The sequence below is a fragment of the Candidatus Saccharimonadales bacterium genome (genome assembly GCA_035457485.1).
GTDB lineage: Bacteria > Patescibacteriota > Saccharimonadia > Saccharimonadales > EFPC-124 > DATIBO01.
In genome coordinates this window covers 486,445-504,214 of sequence record DATIBO010000006.1, presented here as the reverse complement: position 1 = coordinate 504,214, position 17,770 = coordinate 486,445, and the positions used below count along the sequence as shown (strand labels likewise).

Sequence of the window (17,770 nt, the reverse complement as noted above, 5' to 3'; positions counted from 1 at the left end):
CATTACTTCGCTCCTTTTAGCTGAGCAGCTAAGCTAAGCAATAACGGATCAGATTTTTGCGCGCCGATTAGCTGCAACCCTATCGGTAAATTATTATCGTCAAATCCAGCCGGAACGCTTATTGCCGGCAAACCTGCCAAGCTCGGACTAACCGTCATGACATCAGTTAAGTACATTTGTAGCGGGTCAGCCGTGTTTTCACCAATTTTAAAAGCCGTAGTTGGAGCGACCGGGCAGATCAATACGTCATAATCGGCAAAAAGCTCGGCAAACTCGTTAATTAATTTTGTACGAACAGTCTGCGCCTTGCGATAATAGGCGTCAATGTAACCACTACTTAACACATAGGTACCAATTAAAATTCGACGTTTGTTCTCGGCGTTAAAACCATGGTCGCGACTCAAACCATAAAGCTCGTCCAGAGTTTTGGCATCTTTGTCGCTGTAACCGTAACGCACTCCGTCGTATCGGCTAAGATTACTACTGACTTCGGCAGGCACCACAATATAATAAACCGCCAGTGCTAGAATGCTCGACGGAACGCTAACCTCCGTTACCTCGTGACCTAGTTTTTGAAGTTGTTTGGCTTGCTCGCGAACAACTTTTAAAACTTCGGGTTGGACGACGTCAGTCATGGCCTCTTTTATGATTCCGACTTTAAGCGATTTCACAGGATTATCTTTTACCAAAAAACTCTTAGGCCTGTCAGGCAAACTAGTAGAGTCCAGCGGATCTTTACCGGCTATAATGTCATAAATCAAGCTGGCATCCTCGGCCGTATTGCAAAGTAGTCCAACAGTGTCAGTGCTACTTGCCATAGCCACAACCCCATAGCGTGAAACCATTCCGTAAGTTGGCTTAATTCCATAAACTCCACAAAAACTCGCAGGCTGACGACTAGAACCCCCAGTGTCAGTGCCTAGCGCAAAAGGCACAATATCCAGAGCTACTGCCGCTGCAGAGCCGCCAGACGAACCGCCAGCTACCCGAGTTTTATCGTGAGGATTTTTTGTTACGCCAAAGTCGCTGTTTTCGGTACTACCGCCGTGACCAAAGGAATCAAGGTTAGCTTTTGCAATTAAAATCGCTCCCTCGGCTTGCAGTTTTTCGATTGCGGTGGATTGATATGGAGCTTTGAAACCTTTTAAAATATTACTGGCCGCAGTTGTGTCGCCGCCAAAAGTCAAAAAGTTATCCTTGGCGATAAAAGGCACGCCAGCCAACCGACCAACTTGTTCGCCGGCAGCGATTTTAGCATCTATAGCATCGGCTTGAGCTAAGGCCATATCGCCACATTCGCTAATTACCAAGTTATATTCAGCGGAATCTCGCAACTTTTTTAGAGCTTGTTCAACGGCAGCACGAGCCGATAGTTTCTTCTTGTTAATAGCATCGGTAATCTGTGGGATTGTAATCATAGAACCTTTGGGACTTCAATATAGTTATCTTTGGTTTGAGGAACATTTTTTAGTAAACCTTGTTGATCTACGCCGTAATTTTGGAGCTCATCTTTTCGATTGACGTTAACCAAGCCCGTAACCTGATATGTTGGTTCCAGTCCTTCGGTGTCAACTGAATCGAGCTGCTCTACATACTTTAGAATAGAAGCCAATTCATCCGTGAATTTCTCGGCTTCTTTGTCGGTAATTGCAATTTTTGCAAGCGCCGCAATTCTACGCACTTCATTGCTAGTAATTTTGCTCATTGGCTTTAGTATAACCACTGTTAGGGTGGCCGTCAACAGATATAAGTTCAGTGATTTTGTAGGCATTTTATATAGCGGCGCCTACAACCGCCTGAGCGCACTAAGCCTTAAGCAAAGCGCAACCCTGACTCGACCCTAGGGCGGATCGCTTAGCGAGTTGGAGCTGTGATCGTGCGACGCAGAATGTAAGCCTCTTGCGAGTCCTCCTCTTTCGGAACGATAAACATACATCCCGTAGTTGCTTCGGCGCAATGTGTCTCGGGCTGACGCCCAAAAATCGGCGGCAAACAAACCCTGCAGCCACAGACACAAACCGCGAAATCCACTCCCGGTTTGCCCTTCAAGTAAACCACGAACTGCTCCCGTCTCGATGTTGCAACTATATTATAAAATAAAATTTCGATTATTAAAAGTTGGTAGGCGTGGTGGCAGCCCCGTGAACATACACGAGACTGCCACCAGACAGATAGAGGATCAGTAGACGCAGCCGTTGGACCTGTTGCGACAGTGCGAGGACTGAACAGTACACTGCCAGCATGCGCAGGTGCAATCGGCCCGGAGCAGCGCACCGAAGCGCGACACAATCTTGGCGATGATCTTCATGAAACACCTCCTCGGTGATCGTAGCCTCTAAAACGCATCTCTTGGTGAGATGGACACATTTTACGACCAGCAGAAGAGTTTACAATATCAACGATCTAAACTACTGTTTTGATTTAAGTTCATTTATCAAATCACGTAATTCGGCAGCCGTTTCAAACTGCAAATTCGCAGCGGCTAAATCCATTTCAGCCGTAAGATCCTTGATGACTCGAGCATATTCCTCTTTGGGAATCTTGTTAATATCACGCTTAACCATTTGGGCTTCTTTAGGAATAACCGCACGCAAACCTTCTTCTATTTCTTTACTAACTCCCGTCGGAGTAATTCCGTGTTTTTTATTGTAGGCATCTTGAATTTTGCGGCGACGAGTGGTTTCGTCTAGGGTTTGCTGAATACTTTTTGTAATGACATCGGCGTACATAATAACCCGACCATCGACGTGTCTAGCGGCACGGCCAACAGTTTGGATAAGTGCTGGCGCCGAACGCAAAAAGCCCTCCTTGTCGGCGTCCATGATTGCAACCAAACTAACCTCTGGCAAATCCAGACCTTCGCGCAACAAGTTAATTCCCACCAAAACATCGTAAACTCCAAGTCGCAAATCTCGCAGAATATCACTACGTTCTAAAGTATCAACATCTGAATGTACGTAGGTGGCTTTGATGTTCAGATCGCTAAGATATTCGGTTAGATCTTCGGCCATACGCTTAGTTAAAGTTGTAACTAAAACACGTTGATTTTTTGCTATAGTGTCTTTAATTTCGCCAATCAAGTCGTCGATCTGGCCATCGATTTTGCGGATTTGTATTGGTGGGTCGAGCAATCCGGTTGGGCGAATAATTTGTTGTGCCGGTTCGCCACTGCGACCTAGTTCGTACTCGGCAGGCGTTGCACTAACGTAAACTACCTGGTTAACGTGGCGCTCAAACTCCGTAAAAGTTAGCGGCCGGTTATCGAGCGCACTAGGCAACCTAAAGCCGTAATCCACTAAAACTTCTTTGCGGGCGCGGTCACCATTGTACATGCCACGAACCTGCGGCAAAGTCATGTGCGATTCATCCACAAACATCAAAAAATCGTCAGGAAAGTAATCCATCAAAGTAGCAGGTTGTTCGCCTGGCGCGCGATTTGTTAAATAACGGCTATAGTTTTCGATGCCTTTTACAAACCCTGTCTCCTCCAGCATTTCAAGGTCGAACTTAGTGCGTTGCTGTAGTCGTTGCGCCTCAAGAAGCTTACCTTGACTTTCAAAAAGTTTAACCCGTTCTTCGGATTCTTTGCGGATTTTTTCGATCGCAACGTTAAGCTTTTCGCGTGGCGTCACATAGTGACTTCCCGGAAAGATTGTAACTTGGTCAACCTGTTTTATAATTTCCCCTGTCAGCGGATCGATATTCGTAATCCTGTCAACTTCGTCACCGAAAAATTCAATTCGATACGCAGTCTCACTGCCAGCCGGAAACACGTCTAAAACATCGCCGCGCACCCTAAAAGTACTGCGATGAAAATCAATATCATTGCGCGTATATTGAATATCGCTTAACCAGCGCAAAAGTTTATCCTGACGACGTTGTTCTCCCTTTTTGACAGTAATAGCCATCTGACCATAATCTTCAACAGATCCAATACCGTAAATACAACTCACGCTCGCAACGATCAAAACATCGCGGCGAGTTAAAAGCGCGCTGGTTGCGGCGTGTCGCAACCGGTCGATTTCTTCGTTTATCTTACTGTCTTTCTCTATATAAACATCGCTCGAAGGCATGTACGCCTCAGGCTGATAGTAATCAAAGTAACTTACAAAATAATGAACTTCGGCCTCGGGAAAGAACTGCTTAAACTCGCTATAGAGCTGCGCAGCTAAAGTTTTGTTATGGCAAAGCACCAAGGTTGGAACTTGGCGCTGCGCCACAATATTGGCCATCGTGAACGTTTTACCACTGCCTGTTACACCAAGCAGAGTTTGCTCTTTTTTGCCGTTTTTTAAACCATCAACAAGCTGAGCGATAGCAGTTGGCTGGTCGCCTGTCGGTTGATATTTAGAAACTAACTTAAATGAGCCAGTCATAAAACAATGTTACCACATCTGTAATACATTAAAAACGCTAACCTGTTAAGGTATGCATGGTGCCGTCCGACAGATGTTTAAAGTTGGTTAAAATTTGATCATATTCAACTATAGACCATGTGACCTAAAAGTGGTATAGTAGCCTAGCTACGAGGAGGTGGCGCAGATGCGGGCCTTCCGCACATTCCGCTCGACCGTCATCACAATGTTGATTTCGGTCGCCCTGACCGAAGGGATCGCCGCCAGCTTAGGTGGATGGATCCACAACCTGATGGGAGCATGACTATGCCCGGTCTCGAGATCGTGCTGTACTACCCGCGTCGGCTGCTGAGCTGGCTCTGGGGCTCGCTCCAGACGTACCCGTTCCAGTGGTGTGGCGTCTGCGGCCTGCTGCTGAGCATCGGCATCATCGCCTGGGGCTACACCTTGGGTGGGTGGTGACGTGGCAAGCAAGGAATCCAGGTCAAAGAAGCTGACCCCACGTGACTGGATCCGAACAGTGCCCCTACTGCTCGTCATGGGTCTGGCAGTCCTGATCGTGGTTGGCGGCCTGCTGATCATCCGCTCCTTCAGCTGATTCGGAAGCTCAGTTCGACCTCTAGCAACACGCGGAGCTCTCATCGAGAGCTCCGCCATACCGCAATTATTATTACCCGCGCAAAGATTTCTTAGGACGATCCTCAAGACTCTTGATTTCGTCTTTAAAGTCGGCATACTCCTTGTCCAACCTAGCTATAATTGTTTTTATTAGGCGGGCTGGATCAGTATCAAAGATAATGTCGTCTTTTTTTGCGTGAATTTGAATTTTATCCAGTAAGGTTGGTATAAAATCCGCCACACCGCCACTACCTAATAGGATGCCGCAGATTTTGTGGCTCTCAATCGCAGTGCTAAATTCATGCAAGCTACCACTTCTGCCGCCAACCGTGATTACAGCATCGCTCGATCTCACCAAGTAAGTGTCGCGACCAACGTAGTCCATGTTGGTAAAATTTATGTAGTCAAATTCTTTTACGGGCAGTCTATAGGATTTTACATGTTCGCGAATCGACCCGGCCGGCGAAAATCCAACCGATAGTCCACCTTGGTCCTTGGCGCCTCGAGCCGCATACTGTGGCAATCCGCTAGTTGCCCCAGTTAAAAGTGTGTGGCCTTGTTCAGCAATAGCTACACCCAAGGCGTAAGCCAACATATGGGAAGATTCCACAGTATCACCAGCAGCCGCCCCTGAAACACAGATTTGATATTTACTCATTGCTTTTTAGTATAAAAGCTTATGGCTAGGTTGAGCAAGTTAAGGAATCGTGGTAAAGCTAGGTTCAGCTGGCTTAAATTCAGCTTTTATATCACCGTGCAGATCAAAATCCGAGCTAACGTCACATACTAACGTTGGGCTACCTGGATTAAACGAAAAATCACTGAGATTTAGCCAAACCAAATATGGACTTTTTGTGTTCTCAAAGTAGTAAGCTAGATTTGTATGATCACAAACTGTACGCCAAATCGTAGGCGAGATGTTGGGCTGAGTTGGATCTGGAACACTATATGGTTGCGCCGCGCTGCGGAGTAGTGAAATTACTCCAGCAATCGTCATTCGTAAACTTTGAGGCTTCTGCAGCTGATTCATGTAATAAGCGGTTCTTACAAATCTGCTGGCCGCCGAAGTGTCGCCTGGAATCTGTTTACGACCGCCAAACCCAACATATTCTGGTAAGCCTTCAAGCTGCTTATCGAATGTTGGGGAGTTTGTAGCAACATAATACTGTTCACCTGTCCAAATATGCAACTGGCCATCAATGTACTCAAAAACTGCCATATCGCCCTCGGCGTCATTAATGATTAAGTGCACAGTAGCGCTAGCTTTTTGACCACCCGGCATCGGCATTGTAACAACATTAAAAGGGTTGTTCTTGGTATATTCAATCGCCTCAGCTACTGTGGCAAAATTGTCCACGTAATACTGGCCCCATAAACTTACGAGCAGGTTAGGCAGCTCGGCTTTAGGTTTACCGTAGTCACTTTCCACCAACCAAAGTACATGCATGCTTAGGCCTTTTTCGTTCATGCCGTCTGCGCTTGCCATGTCATAACAAGTTGTCACTACACTGCCATATTTACTTTTCCAGTCGAGCGATTTTCCGCCCTTAAAACCTTTTCGTTCCTGGCCGGCTGGCAAAATCCATATCTTACTGGCCATGTCTTCTTTCCAGTCCATATTCCGCCCTGTGACGACGGCGATTCCATTATCTTTCCAAGTTGCTACAGTACACATTAGATTGCCTCCGGCGCGATCATTTCGTTATCGAGCTGTTTTAAAATTTGTTCCTTCAAGGTCTTTTGACTCATATAACGGATAAAAACTTCGTTCCACAAACTCTCGCGGAAATGGTAAATTGTTCGCCCTGCGTAGGCAACCTCGTTACAGTAGTTAGCCGCAACGTCGAGCATGTTAAAAGCTAGCGGGCGCCAAGTCCTACGATCGACCTCTGCTTTGTCGCTATCTTTTACATCTGTTGGGAACATCAATCCAACGTAATCAAGATCTCGCCAGAACTCCAACTCTGGTTCAATTTGGTACAAAACTTCTTCGGCAGCTCGCCAATGTAAATCTTCGGGTTGAACATGGGGTTCAAAAATCTCGGGGTGGCTTTCGTTTTCTAGTTTTCCAAAATACCGCTGAATCACTCGCCAGTGGATTTTATTACCAGCCATGACTGGACCCAAATCTGGATCTGCAATCAAAGTTTCCACAAAAATATCACCAAAGTTGCGTGCAACTTGCTTGGTTTTAAAAAACGAACTATACAGCCTAATCTCGTTTGTATAATGTACCAAAAGCGAAAGCGCCCACATTGTAATACCCGGTAGAGTTTTAACTTTGACCGGCAGCATTAAGATCACGCCAAGCTCTTTTAGGTGAGTAATATTATGGCGTTTTTTATGAACAAACGGCTCGGCATCATCTGCCCATCGGTCATAGGGCATAATTACAATCTCGATTTTACGAGTTTCAAAATCGCTAGGCTTTAAATGTTTATAACCTTCATTGAATTTATTAAGCCACTTGCCGTCCTCTGCAAAACGCAGGGCGCCATAAATTTCGGCCAGGTTTTCGCGCTTTAACATGCTATCTACCGACCGGTATCCCAAACGTTTCATAATATTTTTTGGTGGATTTTTACGCAGCATTTCTTTGGCTACACTTTTTTTAAGCACCCAGGCATTTCGTGGCATTTTTACTTTTTCCACTGCGTCACGGATCAATGGCAACAAATCCTGAACTGCCTGATTATAATTTCCGCCAATTTTTTTAGCCAAAAGCTCGTCGTGCGTCTTGATTTTTGCGTTTAGCGCATGGTACAGCTCGGGACCTGTAGTATCGGCCGGATCAAGCCCGAGTGCCTTTATAGAATTGCGAGCTTTTATGTGAATATCGCCAACGAGTTTGGCGTCCACGCCCTGCTTATGCGAGATAGATTCAAGTTGCTCCAGGCTTTTCGTAAATAACGGTTCTTTGGCGTTTAGTAGATCGCTCAAAAACTTTGACATTAAAAATCCTTTTCTTGTATCGGCATTTTGCTAAGTTTTGTGCCAGCATGTAAGATCCCGGCTTTTGCGCCAATTTTTGTAACAACAGACGTCGAATTCGCGCTAGCAAAAACCACAGCGTCGGCCAAACTAGCGCCTTGGGCAAATTTAGCAACAAACCCGCTGCCAAATGCATCGCCCGCGCCTAATCTGTCTACAACTTTTACGTCCTTATACATTCCAGCTTTTACGATTTTTTTACCATCTGTAGCAATTGAGCCTCGCGGACCATCCGAAATCAACACCGTCGGCACAAGTTGTGCTGCATGCCTCAGCAACTCTTCGGCAGTTTTCCCTTCGACCAATTCCTGCATTTCTTCTTTGTTGGTAATCAAAACCGCAACATCGGCCAGCATATCGCGTAACTTCGAAGCTTGCCGAAGCTCCATCGTGCCGGGATTAATGGCGACTTGAACCCCATTTTTGCCCGCAAGACTGATGACTTTTTCGAGCAAACTCATCGACCCTAGCGAAGATAAATATAACCAATCGGCTTTCGCGATCGCGTCCAGATCAATATCTGATCCATCGGCATTTATCACGTTGCCATGATTTCGTAGTATAGTTCGTTCGCCGTTTGGCGCAAGAAGCACAGTACTGTAGCCAGTTTTAAAATCATCTTTCTGTTTCAGATGGCTAGTCCCAACAGATTCCGCGTCAAGATCTCTTAGCACTGCTTCACCTGCCGGATCAGTCCCAATCACCCCCATAAAATTACTGTCCAATCCTTGTCTCGCAAAAGTAACCGAGGCATTGGCCGCGTTTCCGCCAGTAGTAAAAACTACTTCATCAACATCGAGTTTTTCACCCAAAGGGATGTGCGCAAACATTTCGCCGTTCTCGCGCTTACCCTTAAAAATATCGCCACGCAAAAATACATCTTGCGTTGCCGTACCTATGCACAACATCCTCAGTCGCGGGATCATACAACCATTTTACCTTCTGAACCAAAGGTGGTAATTTTTTCTTCTACAACCTTCTGGACCTCTTTGTAAACCTCGGGCATTAGCTTAACTACGGCGTATTCATCCGGATTCTCGGCAAGCACCTTTTCTAAGGTTTTTCTAAAGGCAAAGCGCATGTCTGAATTTATGTTAATTTTGCTTACACCAATTTTTGCAGCCTCAGTAAAGTAGTGACCTGGCGTTCCACTGCCGCCATGCAAACTAATGTTGCAACTAATTGCCTGGCGAATTTTTTGCAGCAACTCTAAATCTAATTCCTTTGGAACAGGATATTTTCCGTGCAAATTACCAATCGCTGCCGCAAACGTATCAATCCCAGTTGCATCTACAAAAGTTTTTGCACCTTCTGGGGTAGAGAATGTTTTCTTAATCTCATCGTAGTCGATTTTTTCGGTGTGCAAATTTGAGCTGCCCGCAAAATAGTGTGGCTCACTTTCTACTAGCGCGCCTGTAAATTTTGCGTAATTTACAACTTCTTTGGTTGCGGCGACGATCTCCTCATCCGTGGCGTCATGCCGTTCTTGGCTCACATCAATGTGAATAAATTCAAAACCAGCATCAATTCCCATCTTGGCTGCTTCAACACTCGGACTGTGATCTAGATTTATATACATTTCTAGACCATACTCAATTTTATAGTTATCAACTAAATCACGAATATTTTCCAGTCCCATCGCGTCAACTTCGCCTTGACTAACCTCCACCAAGACTGGTGATTTTCTGGCCTGAGCAGCTCGACAAACCGCAATTAATGTTTCTTGGTTGTCGATATTAAAGGCTCCAACCGCAAAATGCTGTTGACGCGACCGCATCATTAAATGCCTAGCTCTTACACAGTTGTCGCGAATTTGTTTTATGCTCATGTAGCCCTTTCGGTTTTAACCATAAATTGTTTTATAAACTCTTCTAGTTCAGCCTTTTTTGCATCCAAAACAACCGACTTGCACACATAGCTAACGGAGGCAAGTTGGTAATTAAACTGCTTATAAATATTTACGCCTTCTAGCTTACTTATATCCACACCAGAAGCGCCTACATCCTGGCTAACCGGTTCTGACCCAAACTCATACTCATGCACTGCGTCAATATCCCTTACGTAATATGGCTGACCGGAGTTTTCCTTATTCTGGGTGACCGGCTCAACTTTGGTAGTAACCTTACAACCCGAAGCATCGTCTTGGTAGACGAAAATATCAGAAGTGTCAGTCTTTTGATTTTGAATCACGTAGTTAGCCGGTATCTGTGGGGCGATCCACTCCACCTTGTCGACGGTTGTTGAATTACGCGGGTCAACGACGGCCGGCAGCTCCTCCGGATCGGGCGCAAAAAAGTAAAAATAAGCAAAAAGCCCACCGGCAATTAGCGAAAGCCCGAATAAAATAATCGCCCCCATTAGCACAACGCTGAGTTTAGATTCTGATTTATTGCTCAAATTAAGACCCGGCTTAGTGCTTAGATCCAGTCCGTGTAGTTTTATGGGCGAATTATCATTATTTTGCTCGTTATTTTGCATAAATTTTACCTGTAGAACTGAGGCATTCTTTCGCACCATTGTTTTGCGCTCTTAGCAATATGTTCGCCCAGCAAACCGAAATGATCTAGCAACTCATTTGGTTCGCCAGATTCACCAAAACGATCTTTCATGCCCAATCGTAAAATTGGCATTGGCAAAAACTCACTCAAAAGTTCGGTGACCGCACTACCGAATCCACCAGCAATCTGAGCCTCTTCTACCGTTACGACTCGTCCACATTTTTTCGCAGCCTCAACTACAGCACTTTCGTCTAATGGCTTTATAGTTGGAACATGTAAAACCAAGGCACTAATTCCGCTGTCTTTTAAAACTTTTGCAGCAACTAGAGCTTGATAAGTCATGGTCCCCGTAGCCATTATCGCGATGTCCGCCCCCTCGTGATATATATAAGCCTTGCCTAGCTCAAATGGTGTTTGCTCGGTCGTAAAAACTGGACTATCTGCGCGCGATAATCTCATGTAAACCGCGTTATTAACTTTTGCAATCGCCTTTGTGGCTTTCTCGGCCTCGATGCTATCAGAGGGAGCAACCACAACCATATTAGGCATAGTTCGCATAAGAGCGATATCTTCTAGCATCTGGTGAGTCGCTCCGTCTGGACCAACACTAATTCCAGCGTGTGAGCCAATAAGCTTCACTGGCTGTTCATTCAACGCAATCGTTGTACGAATCTGTTCCCAGCATCGCCCCGGACAAAAAGCTGCGTAGCTACTTGCAAAAGGTATTTTACCCATGGCAGCCATACCACTCGCCACCGTCACAAGGTTCTGCTCGGCAACACCTACGTTAAAATATCTCTCAGGGAAAGCTTCGGCAAAATGTAAAATCTGAGTAGATTCGGTTAGATCGGCACATAGCGCAACAATTTTATTGTCTTGCCTACCTGCCTCGAGCAGCCCACGACCGAAACCTTTGCGATTTGCTTCTTGTTTTATATCTTTATCGCCGATATTTTTGACTAAATGCATTATTGGTGTTCTCCTGTAATTCTGCCGCCCAAAGTACGCAAATCGTTTAATGCAACTCTTGCTTGATCCTTAACTGAAGGTGCGCCAGCCATTTCGGATTTATTTGGTGGTGTTCCGTGCCAATGATAGTCATACTCCATGTACCCAACACCCTTTCCCGGAATCGTATGCGCAATAATTACACTTGGTCGGTTTTCAACGGCGCGCGCCATGCTGCAAGCATCTATAATACTGTCCATATTATGTCCGTCGATTTCTTGCACATGCCAGCCAAATGACTCCCATTTTTCGTGGAGATTTTCTAGAGGCATAATATCTTCGGTGTTACCGTCAATCTGAATATTGTTGCGATCAACTATTACTATTAAATTACTCAGCTTGTATTTTGCAGCGAACATTATGCCTTCCCAGCTGTTACCTTCGTTCAGTTCGCCATCGCTAGCAATACAATAAACCCATCTGTGTCGCTTTGCTTCGGTCTTAAGCGCGAGAGCCATTCCTGCCGCCTGACTGATTCCTGAGCCTAGAGGACCTGAGGTGGTCTCCATTCCCGGCAAACGCACCCGCTCCGGGTGACCCTGCAATCTACTACCGAATTTGCGGAGAGTATCAAGTTCGGATTTAGGAAAATATCCAGAATGCGCCATCGTTACATAACGAACCGGAACACAATGACCATTACTTAAAATTAGCAAATCACGATCTTGCCAGTCAGGATTTTTAGGGTCATGTTTTAGTATATTAAAATACATTGCCGTAAAAATGTCAGCCAAATCCAGTGGTCCCGCAGAATGTCCGCTCCCAGCCTTAACCAACATCTTAATAAGATCCATCCGAATCTCGTTGGCCTTTTTTTCAAGTTGAATAGTAGTAAGACTCATACTGCTTATGATTATACTTGTTTGCCGCATTTTTTGAATAGCACTATGTTTGAATAAACGTAAAAAAAGTTATATAATATATTTCGCTCAGGAGAGGAGTGAGTGGCAAATGGCCGCAATCTTGGAGCTCGAACCTGGCAGCAATGCCAATCGGGTCAAAACGTTCAAGCGAGTCGTTGGGTTATTGGTGAACTATCTCACCGATCCCCGACTTCTCCTGAACCCCGAAGTCATCCGTGCAGCGCTGCTTCAGGGCAGCCTGGACTCGAAAAACTTCGTACTCGAGCTCACATTCGGAGAGGACTGGAAGACGCTGGTCGCCATGACCAACGGATCCATCACCATCCTTCGTGCGCTCAGCGACCGTTACGACGTCGACCTACTCAAGAACAGCTACACCGGACCCGGTGACGCCGAACAGGTTCTCAAGGCCGCTGAGTCCTTGATCGCCCACATCGCGACACTGCTGCTCGGGTACGGTCTGATGACCAACGCTCGAACGATCAGCTGACTGCGCTTTCGCGGGAGGCGGGCGCGAGCGTAATGCTCGCGCCCAACCCGCACTCCTGAGCGTAAATCAATTATCAAACTTGAGGCGCAATAACTTTGCTCGCCTCGACTAAAGCTTTATAAGCACCTGCCGGATCTTCTGATTTTTGAATCGCCCCACCGACATTTATCACATCAACGCCGCCACCACTAAGCTGTGCGACATTTTCGAGGCTGGCTCCGCCGTCCCACGCAACCTCAGCGTTGGGGTTTATAGATTTAATCTGCGAGATCTTACTAAGCAAACTCAGATCTGCGCTGCCGCCGAAATGTCCTAAGTCTCCACTAAAAATCAAAATATGATCACAATCAGCGACCAATTCTTTGGCCTGCTCTGGTAGAGTTTGTTGCAGAAGTGCCACGCCGGTTTTAATGCGCACCGCCCTAAGCTGACGGATCATTCCTAGCAAATCGCCCTGGGATTCAGCATGAATAATAACCAAATTCGGATTCATTCCAATTAAAGTTTCGAGGTGTTCTATAGGATTACGAACCATCAAATGAATATCAGCCGAAGCGCCTTCGGGCCAATAGACTTGAGCTGGATTTACAAGCTTAATAGGAGCAAATTGCCCATCACTTACGTCAATGTGAATCCTTGTAGCGAATGGGGCTATCCGAGCCATTTGCTCACGATATTGAGCTGCATCAACAGCAGTGACGCACGGAGCTATCATCCGTAAAGCTCCTCGATTTCACGCAGCCGTCGCGCATGCCGTGGTGCATTTGAGAATGGGGTTTTAATCCAAGTATCAATCATTTTAAAAGCTTCATCAGTTTGCAAAACACGAGCTGGTACACATAAAACGTTACTGTCGTTGTCATTGCGGGTTTCGCGCGCGCTGGCTTCGTCCCAACAAAGCGCAGCTCTAATCCCACGCACACGGTTTGCCGCAATGCACATACCTTGTCCACTACCGCAAATTAGAATCGCCTTGGCGTCGTCATGCTCGCTGCCTAAAATTTTAGCTGCCGCAGCATAGGCAAACTGAGGATAATCGTCATCTGGATCTAAGTGTTTGTTGCCTACATCTTCCACATCATAGCCAGCTTTTAGTAAATGCGCCTCAACTTTTTCTTTCAACTGAAAACCAGCATGGTCCGACGCTAAGTAAATCTTCATTATTTGTGTAACGTCTTTCCTAAATCAGCGACTAGCTCAACTAAACGGTTACTGTAGCCCCATTCGTTGTCATACCATGCAACGACCTTAACCATATTTCCACCAACGACATTCGTTAGACCTAAATCAACAATAGCCGAGTGGCTATTACCTTTTAGATCACTTGAAACCAGTGGCTCATCCGTGACCGCCAAAATTCCTTGGTAATAAGGCTCCTTGGATGCCTTCTTAAAAATCTCGTTGACTTCCTCTATTGTAGTGTTGCGTTTTGTCAAAAATACAAAGTCACTCAAGCTTACAACAGGGGTTGGAACACGAATCGCCAACCCATCAAAGATTCCTTTAAACGCAGGTAGTGCTTCGGCTACAGCTTTGGCGGCACCAGTTGTCGTAGGAACAATATTTTCGGCAGCAGAACGAGCTCGACGCAAATCTTTGTGCGGTGCATCTAGCAAGCGTTGGTCAGACGTATAACTATGAACGGTTGTCATCATGGCTTTTTCTACGCCCAAATGACTTTCCATCACCGCGGCCACCGGCGTTACGCAGTTTGTAGTACAACTACCGTTACTTACAACTTCTTTAGATTCCGCAATTGCATCCTCGTTAACGCCTAAAACGATCGTGCTCGAACCTTCGCCCTTGGCCGGCGCCGATATAACAACTTTTTTAGCCCCAGCAGGATCGATATGAGCTTTAGCCTTAGATGGATCAACAAAAAGCCCAGTACTTTCGATCACAACATCAACACCATGTGCTCCCCAAGGTAAGTTTGCTGGGTCTTTTTCGGCTAAAACCTTAAAATGGTGACCATTCACAGTTAAGCCACCGTCCGACGCCTTAACGTCATGCTGGTAAACCCCGTATGTGCTGTCGTATTTTAGTAAATGGCCCAAAGTCTTGACATCTGTTAAATCATTGACTGCAACAATCTCTATATCTGAGCGCTCTAATGCAACTTTAAAAGCTGTGCGCCCGATCCGTCCGAATCCGTTGATCGCGACTCTAATTTTCATAACCTACCCCCAAATTAGCGTTACCTCTTTGGATTAATTGTAGCCCAGATTGCAAAAACTTCAAGCAAAGCGTCCTTCTTTCAGCTTAAAAGTCGTTTACTGATTATTTACCGAAGCGTTCGATACACTCGTTGATGATTTTTTTAGCTTCTTCGGCGTCGCCCCAACCCAAAACCTTGGTTGAGCCTGGTTTTTTTAGATCTTTGTAGTGGGTAAAGTGGTGCTCGATCTTTTGCTTCCAGCGCGCGCCAAGGTCATCAAGGCTATTGATCGAATCGCCAGTGTTTCGATCATCTGCAGGTACACATACAACTTTATGGTCAGCTTCGCCGTCGTCTTCGAAATTCAAAATACCAATAATTTTAGCTTCTGTAAAAACGCCAGTCGGGATTGGCTCGTCGCTAACAACCAAAGTGTCGAGCTCATCGCCGTCCTCGTCTAGGGTCTGCGGAATAAAGCCATAATTTACTGGCTTTGCAAAGATCGATGGCTCAACGCGGTCAAGCTGAAATCCAGCGACCTTACGATTCCATTCGATTTTCAAGAACGAACCTTGCGGAATTTCAATCACAGTATTAATCATTCCACTATTAACGTCACCCGGGGTCAGGACTTTATTAAAATCAGGCATTTATTACTCCTTAGTTTTTTAACATTATACCAGATTTTAGCAAGGGTAAAATATGAGGTACCTGCCCGCCAAAGTCCCGCGGACGTGTTTTTACGTAGTATAATAATAGTATGCAAATAATTGGCCACCGAGGTGCAGCCGGCATAGCGCCCGAAAACACAGTCAAGGGCTTTGAGGCTGCACTACAAGCCGGCGTAGATATGATTGAATTTGACGTTCGCGCCACAAAAGACGGCAAAGTTGTAGTAATTCACGATCCAAACACCCTGCGTACCGGTTTTAAATGGAATAGTATTAAAAAAACTCCATATTCAAAATTAATAAACGTTGGCAAAGCTGACCAAAAAATCCCAACACTACAAGAGGCTTTAGATGTAATTTACCCCAAAGCCAAAGCCGATATCGAAATAAAAAGTAGTGGCTGCGAAGAGGCTGTTGTTGAAAATATTGAACGGTTAGTTAAAAAAGACGCAGCGTACGAAGATTTTTTAGTTACTTCATTTAATTTAAAAATCCTCGAGAAAGTACACAAGCTAAACCCGAAGATTAAACTCGGTTTGATTCACGGCGCATTCTCTTACAGCTTTTTAAAAGCAAAGGTTCCCCTAAGTACCGTCGTTTTTAATTATTTAACGATTACAAAGCGCGTTATGGCCAAAGCTAAGGATAAAAATTTAATTGTTTTTGCCTGGACGATCGATTCACCTAGCCGCGCCCAGTCTCTTAAAAAAATAGGTGTCGACGGAATTATTACAAACCGGCCCGACAAAATAAAGGCTTAGGTTTTGCCTGACGGCAGCTGCTCGAATGAGAGCGCGCTGCCGTCAGGGTTGAAGGGCGGATTCAGATGTCGAACTCGCCGTCCTTAGCTCCCTCGACGAAGGCGTCCCACTCGGCCGGGGTGAAGATCAGCGCCGGCCCGGTCGGGTTCTTGCTGTCGCGCAGGGCGATGGCCCCACCGACGAAGGCGACCTCGACACAGTTGTCGCAGTTCGGCCCACTCCGGGTCGACTTGTACCACTGCGCGTGGGTGAGGTCAACACGGAAGCCTTTGACCTCGACCCCGCCTGCCAGCGGATCCTGCACCTGAGTACCCACCATTTTCTCCCTTCACGAAGTCCGAGGGTCGGACTCGCAACCCCATTTTTACATACCAACTAAGTGTGTATCAATAGCAAATTAGACTTTTTCCGACATCGGGGTAACGACTTTTCGTTCCAGCATCTCGAGGTGTTCACGCATTTTTAACGCAGCAGTCGCGCCTTCACCTGCCGCACTAGCTATCTGCATTGTTGCTCCACTTCTTACGTCGCCACTGCAAAATATTCCTGGTACGGCCGTTTGTAAGTCTTTATCAGTAACAACAAAACCAAATTGATCAAGTTCAACGCCACTATTTTTTAAAAATCTGGTGTTCGGGATCAAACCAATAAAAACAAATACACCATCTACGGCAAGATCGGTCGCTTTACCCTCTTTAGTAACTTTGACTTTTATAACCTTGTTATCCTCACCAATAATCTCGTTGGTTGTGGTGTTTGTGTGGATTGTGATTTTACCGGCATCAACCGCTTTTTTAAGATCATCTTTTAGGATCTCGGAGGCTTTAACCTCACTGCGCACTAATAAGTCTATGTGGGTCGCGAATCTCAGCAAAAATAATGCTTCTTGAACCGCTGAGTTGCCGCCGCCAACCACCGCCAGTTTTTTGTCACGGTAAAATGCACCGTCACATGTTGCGCAGTAGTGAACTCCACGACCGTAATACTCTTTTTCGCCTGGAATTCCAAGCTGTTTATAAGAAGATCCAGTCGCAATCAAAACTGCCTTAGCGTTAAAATCGCCTTCGGTTGTTTTTACGGTTTTAATAGGGCCATCAATAATTTGAGTAACTTCGCCATATTCGATCTGAGCTCCAAAACGCTCAGCGTGCGCCTGAAAATTTTGTGCTAGTTCCAAGCCTGAGATTCCTTTTGCAAAGCCTGGATAATTATCCACTAAGTCGGTAACCGCAGCCAGGCCGCCGACTGGCCCTTTTTCGATTAAAACCGTTTTTAAGTCTTCGCGAGTCGTGTAAACGGCTGCCGCCAAAGCCGAAGGACCCGCTCCAATCATAACTACATCGTAAACCTTACTCAT

20 protein-coding genes are annotated in these 17,770 nt (G+C 45.8%); 3 read left to right on the top strand and 17 right to left on the bottom strand.

The annotated features are described in order from the left end of the window. Window positions 1-2: 2 nt before the first annotated feature. The 3 genes from gatA to uvrB all read right to left on the bottom strand — a co-directional run bounded on the left by gatA (window position 3) and on the right by uvrB (window position 4,376). A complete protein-coding gene (gatA, locus tag VLA77_02940) occupies window positions 3-1,418 on the bottom strand; it encodes an Asp-tRNA(Asn)/Glu-tRNA(Gln) amidotransferase subunit GatA (GenBank protein ID HSE29515.1) in 1,416 nt (471 codons plus the stop codon). Continuing rightward, the gene (gene gatC, locus VLA77_02935; GenBank protein HSE29514.1) at window positions 1,415-1,705 is read right to left on the bottom strand and encodes an Asp-tRNA(Asn)/Glu-tRNA(Gln) amidotransferase subunit GatC; all 291 of its coding nucleotides are present in this window, start codon (window positions 1,703-1,705) and stop codon (window positions 1,415-1,417) included. Before gatC ends, gatA begins: the two co-directional genes overlap by 4 nt. Before the next feature lie 703 nt (window positions 1,706-2,408). Further along, on the bottom strand, window positions 2,409-4,376 hold the full coding sequence (gene uvrB, locus VLA77_02930; protein ID HSE29513.1) for an excinuclease ABC subunit UvrB: 1,968 nt from the start codon (window positions 4,374-4,376) through the stop codon (window positions 2,409-2,411). Window positions 4,377-4,661: 285 nt separating this feature from the next. Between uvrB and VLA77_02925 the strand changes: the two genes are divergently transcribed. Continuing rightward, the gene (locus tag VLA77_02925) at window positions 4,662-4,817 is read left to right on the top strand and encodes a hypothetical protein (GenBank protein HSE29512.1); all 156 of its coding nucleotides are present in this window, start codon (window positions 4,662-4,664) and stop codon (window positions 4,815-4,817) included. 208 nt (window positions 4,818-5,025) lie between these two features. On the opposite strand, the gene VLA77_02920 is transcribed toward VLA77_02925, so the two are convergent. The 8 genes from VLA77_02920 to VLA77_02885 are packed head-to-tail and all read right to left on the bottom strand — an operon-like array spanning window position 5,026 to window position 12,312. Beyond that, a complete protein-coding gene (locus VLA77_02920) occupies window positions 5,026-5,631 on the bottom strand; it encodes a hypothetical protein (protein ID HSE29511.1) in 606 nt (201 codons plus the stop codon). 39 nt (window positions 5,632-5,670) lie between these two features. Further along, window positions 5,671-6,648, bottom strand: a complete 978-nt coding sequence (locus VLA77_02915) for a linear amide C-N hydrolase (GenBank protein HSE29510.1) — start codon at window positions 6,646-6,648, stop codon at window positions 5,671-5,673. Next, window positions 6,648-7,925: a hypothetical protein gene (locus tag VLA77_02910; GenBank protein ID HSE29509.1), complete on the bottom strand. Its 1,278-nt coding sequence runs from the start codon at window positions 7,923-7,925 to the stop codon at window positions 6,648-6,650. The genes VLA77_02915 and VLA77_02910 overlap by 1 nt, the downstream gene beginning before the upstream one ends. Continuing rightward, window positions 7,925-8,890 (bottom strand): carbohydrate kinase family protein, encoded by a 966-nt coding sequence (locus tag VLA77_02905; GenBank protein HSE29508.1) that lies wholly within the window; start codon window positions 8,888-8,890, stop codon window positions 7,925-7,927. The genes VLA77_02910 and VLA77_02905 overlap by 1 nt, the downstream gene beginning before the upstream one ends. Next, window positions 8,887-9,792 carry a class II fructose-bisphosphate aldolase gene (locus VLA77_02900; protein ID HSE29507.1) on the bottom strand — a complete coding sequence of 302 codons (906 nt, stop codon included), beginning with the start codon at window positions 9,790-9,792 and terminating at the stop codon, window positions 8,887-8,889. Before VLA77_02900 ends, VLA77_02905 begins: the two co-directional genes overlap by 4 nt. Then, window positions 9,789-10,442 (bottom strand): hypothetical protein, encoded by a 654-nt coding sequence (locus tag VLA77_02895; GenBank protein HSE29506.1) that lies wholly within the window; start codon window positions 10,440-10,442, stop codon window positions 9,789-9,791. The genes VLA77_02900 and VLA77_02895 overlap by 4 nt, the downstream gene beginning before the upstream one ends. A 5-nt stretch (window positions 10,443-10,447) precedes the next feature. Beyond that, window positions 10,448-11,431 carry a transketolase family protein gene (locus VLA77_02890; GenBank protein ID HSE29505.1) on the bottom strand — a complete coding sequence of 328 codons (984 nt, stop codon included), beginning with the start codon at window positions 11,429-11,431 and terminating at the stop codon, window positions 10,448-10,450. Continuing rightward, on the bottom strand, window positions 11,431-12,312 hold the full coding sequence (locus tag VLA77_02885; protein HSE29504.1) for a transketolase: 882 nt from the start codon (window positions 12,310-12,312) through the stop codon (window positions 11,431-11,433). The genes VLA77_02890 and VLA77_02885 overlap by 1 nt, the downstream gene beginning before the upstream one ends. A 109-nt stretch (window positions 12,313-12,421) precedes the next feature. On the opposite strand from VLA77_02885, the gene VLA77_02880 reads away from it, so the two are divergent. Further along, entirely contained in the window at window positions 12,422-12,823 is a 402-nt protein-coding gene (locus VLA77_02880) for a hypothetical protein (protein ID HSE29503.1), read from the top strand. 73 nt (window positions 12,824-12,896) lie between these two features. Here the strand turns inward: VLA77_02880 and VLA77_02875 are convergent, their stop codons facing one another. The 4 genes from VLA77_02875 to VLA77_02860 all read right to left on the bottom strand — a co-directional run bounded on the left by VLA77_02875 (window position 12,897) and on the right by VLA77_02860 (window position 15,631). Further along, window positions 12,897-13,538: a hypothetical protein gene (locus VLA77_02875; protein HSE29502.1), complete on the bottom strand. Its 642-nt coding sequence runs from the start codon at window positions 13,536-13,538 to the stop codon at window positions 12,897-12,899. Beyond that, window positions 13,535-13,984 (bottom strand): RpiB/LacA/LacB family sugar-phosphate isomerase, encoded by a 450-nt coding sequence (locus VLA77_02870; GenBank protein ID HSE29501.1) that lies wholly within the window; start codon window positions 13,982-13,984, stop codon window positions 13,535-13,537. The genes VLA77_02875 and VLA77_02870 overlap by 4 nt, the downstream gene beginning before the upstream one ends. Further along, the gene (gene gap, locus VLA77_02865; GenBank protein ID HSE29500.1) at window positions 13,984-15,000 is read right to left on the bottom strand and encodes a type I glyceraldehyde-3-phosphate dehydrogenase; all 1,017 of its coding nucleotides are present in this window, start codon (window positions 14,998-15,000) and stop codon (window positions 13,984-13,986) included. The genes VLA77_02870 and gap overlap by 1 nt, the downstream gene beginning before the upstream one ends. 103 nt (window positions 15,001-15,103) lie before the next feature. Next, on the bottom strand, window positions 15,104-15,631 hold the full coding sequence (locus VLA77_02860) for an inorganic diphosphatase (GenBank protein ID HSE29499.1): 528 nt from the start codon (window positions 15,629-15,631) through the stop codon (window positions 15,104-15,106). A 110-nt stretch (window positions 15,632-15,741) separates the two neighbouring features. Between VLA77_02860 and VLA77_02855 the strand changes: the two genes are divergently transcribed. Beyond that, window positions 15,742-16,413, top strand: a complete 672-nt coding sequence (locus tag VLA77_02855) for a glycerophosphodiester phosphodiesterase (protein ID HSE29498.1) — start codon at window positions 15,742-15,744, stop codon at window positions 16,411-16,413. A 61-nt stretch (window positions 16,414-16,474) separates the two neighbouring features. On the opposite strand, the gene VLA77_02850 is transcribed toward VLA77_02855, so the two are convergent. Continuing rightward, a complete protein-coding gene (locus VLA77_02850; GenBank protein HSE29497.1) occupies window positions 16,475-16,732 on the bottom strand; it encodes a DUF397 domain-containing protein in 258 nt (85 codons plus the stop codon). 78 nt (window positions 16,733-16,810) lie between these two features. Beyond that, complete coding sequence (locus VLA77_02845; protein HSE29496.1) at window positions 16,811-17,770, bottom strand: FAD-dependent oxidoreductase; 960 nt, start codon at window positions 17,768-17,770, stop codon at window positions 16,811-16,813.